The following is a 3818-nucleotide window of genomic DNA, read 5'->3' as shown; positions in this document are numbered from 1 at the left end:
CACCGGCTTCGAAACAGCCCTGGAACGAGTCGGCCTGACCTGACACCACCCACGCACTGGCCTCGACCCACCCGGGGCAAAGGACACTGATAAGCCAACGGGCCGTGCGTAGAGGTCGGCCTTCGGTTCAGGGGTGGAGCTCAACTTGCCATTCCTTCCATGTGTTTTCTGATCAGCTCCCGCGAGAGATCAGCGGACAGGGTCGAAGGGAGGATCTGCGCAAGGTCGTCGAGGAAACGCTCGGCGACCTCCTCGTCTTCCAGGTACCGAGTCTCACCCGCGCTTTCGGCTGCCACCACTCCTGACACCGCTCACGCGGGGCAGGCCGAGGAGGGGTCAGATGAGGCCGTTGTCCCTGGCGTAGAGGGCGGCCTGGGTGCGGTCGCGGAGGCCGAGGCGGCTGAGGACGCGGGAGATGTGGTTCTTCACCGTGCCTTCGCTGAGGTAGAGGCGGGAGGCGATCTCCTTGTTCGTGGCGCCCGCCGAGACGAGGCGGAGGACTTCCGTCTCGCGGGGAGTGAGCAGGTCGGGGGCCGGGAGGCCGGCGGCCAGGTTGGCGATCACCGTCTGGTCGAACTGGGCCACCCCCGTGTGGGCGAGCCGGACGGCCCGCGCCAGTTCGGCAGCGGGCAGGTTCTTGAGGAGGTAGCCGACCGCGCCCGCCCGCAGGGCCCGGGTGACGTAGTCGTCGTCGTTGAAGGTCGTCAGCATCACGACCTTGCACCCGGGCAGGCCACGGCGCAGCAGTGCGGTCGCGGCCACGCCGTCGACCCCGGGCATCCGGACGTCCATCAGCACCACGTCGGGGCGGTGGGCCGCCGCCGTGTCGAGCGCCTCGGCGCCGTCGCGCGCGCTGCCGACCACCTCGATGCCGGGCTGGATGCCGAGGAGGGCGGCGATGCCCTCCCGGACGAGGTCCTGGTCGTCGACGACCAGGACCCGTACCGGCGTGTCCACGCTCTCCGCGTCCACCGGCCCGGTCACCACGGGACGCCGACCGTGAGGACCGTGCCGTGGGCGGAGGTGTCGACGGCCACCGTTCCCTCCGCGAGCCGGACGCGTTCGCGCAGTCCGGCCAGTCCGAACCCCTCCTCGGCGGGGTCGAACCCGGTGCCGTTGTCGGCCACCCGGAGGCGGGCGCCGCGCTCGTCGTAGACGACGTCCACCCCGATCTCGGTGGCGCCGGAGTGGCGGCAGGCGTTGGTGAGGCCCTCCTGCGCGGCCCGGTACAGGACCAGCAGCGGTCTGCGTTCGACGCCCGAGGTCTCCAGGGTGATGCGGCGGCTCCCGCCGTCCAGGTGGTGGACCAGGTCCGCGAGCGCGCGGGACAGGACGACCGGTTCGGCCTCCGACTCGGGCCCCAGGGTGCGGACGGAGGCCCGGACCTCGTCCAGGGCGCGGTTCGCCGACCAGCGGGCGTGCGACACCGCCCGGGTCGAAGCCTCCGGGTCGAGCGCGGCGAACGCCTCGGCCATCTCCAACTGGACGCCGATCGCGGTCAGATGGTGGCCGAGGCTGTCGTGGATCTCGCGGGCCAGCCGGTTGCGCTCCCGGGCCGCGGACAGCTGGGCGACCTCGGCGAGGGTGCCCTCCAGCCGGGCCCTGGCCTGCTGTTCGCGGACGGCCACGGCGGCCATCGCGACGGCCAGGACGACTCCCAGCGCGAACATCAGCAGGTCCGAGATGTACTCGGCCCGCACCTGCCAGTGCGGGACCCACAGGGTGAACGCGCCCGCCAGCGCCGCCACACAGCCCACGCCGAGGCCGACGGCGGCGGCGGATCCGTACGCGAAGAAGGCCAGGAACGGCACCAGGACGAACAGCACCCGCGACAGTCCGGACACGTCGACGGCGGTGACCGCGCAGAGCAGCAGCACCCTGAGCGCGAGGACCAGGCCCGGGGCGATCCGCCGGCCGCGCCACCGCCACCGGTCCCAGCCCCGGTCCCACCCGTCCAGGGCGATCAGGGCGCCGAGCAGGCCGACGAACCCGGCGGTCCTGGCCCCCGGCCCCGGGCCGATCACGGCGTAGTAGACGCCCCCGAGCAGGACGGCGCCGTACAGGACGGCGGGTATCCAGGGCACGGGGCGTGGCATCGGTTCTCCTCGGGTGCGAAAAGGTGGGAGGGCGGGAGACCTCTCCAGCGCGCAGCGTACGCGGCGGTCGCCACGGCTCCGCCGCCGCTCCGGGAACGCGTGCGGAATGTGGCCGAAGGTCATGTGCCTTCCGGTCACAGCCGATCGGGCCGTCCCGCACTTATCCGCGATGACCTGCGGTTCCTAGATTCCGGGGTGTCACATTCCCGATCGAGAAGAGGGCGTCATGCTTCGCCGTCTCGCCGTCGTACCGCTGCTGCTCGCCACCGCCCTGAGCGTTCCGGCGGGGGCCGCCGACCAGGGCGACCGGTGCTCCCGCGTCCGGGTCCCGGGGGCGGAGCACTCCGTCTCCAGCTGCCTGGCCGACCTGACCAGCACGGGGACCAGGCTGACCGGGCACACCGAGGAGAACGAGTGGAAGGGGCTGCTGGCGGACAACGCCGTCCTGCCGTCCGGGGTCCCCGGGGTCCAGGTCGACGGGTACTTCCCCGACACCTCCAGCACCAACACCGACCACGGCTGGAACCACGACAGCCAGTTCGTCATCCGGCTGCCCAAGCACTGGAACGGCGGTCTCGTGGTCGCCGGCCCGCCCGGGACCCGCAGGCAGTACGCCAATGATCCGATCATCGGCGACCAGGTCCTCGCCAAGGGCTACGCCTACGCCGCGACCGACAAGGGCAACACCGGCGACGAGCTCTACCGGGACGGCGACCGGCCCGGCGACGCCATCATGGACCCGGCGACGCCATCATGGAGTGGCACCGCCGGGTGGCGGAGCTCACCGTGGCCGCAAAGGAGGTCGCCCGGCAGCACTACGGGCGGGCGCCCGGCGTCACGTACGCCGCCGGGCTCTCGGCCGGCGGGTACCTGGTCCGCTGGCAGTTGGAGCACTACCCCGAGCTCTACACCGGCGGCATCGACTGGAACGCCCTGGTCTTTACCCAGGACGGCGGCCTGCTGGCCACCCTCCCGCCGGCCCTGCGCGCCTACCCCCGGCTGGCGAAGGGCGACCGTTCGGCCCTCGACGAGATCCTCGCGGCGGGCTATCCGAAGGACTCCGAGAGCCAGTGGGGCTACCACTACAACAAGCAGTGGGACCTCCTGCAGCGCGTCGTCCGCGAGGAGGTCGACCCCGACTACGACGGCGACCGGCAGGGTGGCACCCCGTTCTGCCCGCCGGGGAGCACGCCCGGCTGCGACACCGACTACGACTTCGCCTCGCGCCCCGAGTCGGTGCACCGGGCGGTCGAACGGATCTCGCTGACCGGGGACATCAAGCGCCCGCTGATCAGCATCCAGGGCACGCTGGACGCGCTGACCCCGCCGGCCACCTTCGGCGACGTCTACGACCGGATGGTCACGGCCGCGGGTCGCGCGCCGCTGCACCGCTACGTCCACGTCCCCGGCGGCACCCACACCGACGGACTGGTCGTGATCGACGCGAAGACGTACAAGCCGATGCTGCCGTCCTTCGTCGCGGCGTTCAACGAGTTGGAGGGCTGGGCCCGGCCGACCACCCGCTCGTAGCGCGGGTCCGACCGCCCGGCCCGGCCGCCCCGCGGCCGGGCCGGGCCTTTCGGTGCTTCAGCCGCCCCGGACGGCGTGGTCCCGCAGGGGGCCGAGGGTGAGGCCCCGGGTGTGGCAGGGGGCGGCGAGGAGGGGGAGGGCGGCGAGGGTGGCGCGCCAGGAGTCGGGGGCGGAGGTGCAGTCGGAGTCGTG

4 protein-coding genes are annotated in these 3818 nt (G+C 72.6%); 1 reads left to right on the top strand and 3 read right to left on the bottom strand.

Going from position 1 to position 3818, the window contains the following annotated elements; genetic code table 11:
- Nucleotides 1–140: 140 nt before the first annotated feature.
- Genes VR45_RS47710 through VR45_RS40405 form a run of 3 tightly spaced genes read right to left on the bottom strand, consistent with a single transcriptional unit; the run spans nt 141 to nt 2096 of the window.
- On the bottom strand, nt 141–296 hold the full coding sequence (locus tag VR45_RS47710) for a hypothetical protein (RefSeq protein ID WP_159394553.1): 156 nt from the start codon (nt 294–296) through the stop codon (nt 141–143).
- Nucleotides 297–336: 40 nt separating this feature from the next.
- Nucleotides 337–987 (bottom strand): response regulator transcription factor, encoded by a 651-nt coding sequence (locus VR45_RS40410; protein ID WP_234326659.1) that lies wholly within the window; start codon nt 985–987, stop codon nt 337–339.
- Nucleotides 981–2096 carry a sensor histidine kinase gene (locus tag VR45_RS40405; protein WP_045944965.1) on the bottom strand — a complete coding sequence of 372 codons (1116 nt, stop codon included), beginning with the start codon at nt 2094–2096 and terminating at the stop codon, nt 981–983. The genes VR45_RS40410 and VR45_RS40405 overlap by 7 nt, the downstream gene beginning before the upstream one ends.
- A gap of 786 nt (nt 2097–2882) precedes the next feature.
- Here VR45_RS40405 and VR45_RS48170 point away from each other — a divergent pair.
- A complete protein-coding gene (locus VR45_RS48170) occupies nt 2883–3626 on the top strand; it encodes a hypothetical protein (protein WP_199926104.1) in 744 nt (247 codons plus the stop codon).
- Nucleotides 3627–3818 lie beyond the last annotated feature (192 nt).

The organism is Streptomyces sp. NRRL S-495, assembly GCF_000966955.1.
Lineage (GTDB): Bacteria > Actinomycetota > Actinomycetes > Streptomycetales > Streptomycetaceae > Kitasatospora > Kitasatospora purpeofusca.
This window is presented reverse-complemented; position numbering and strand designations above follow the sequence as displayed.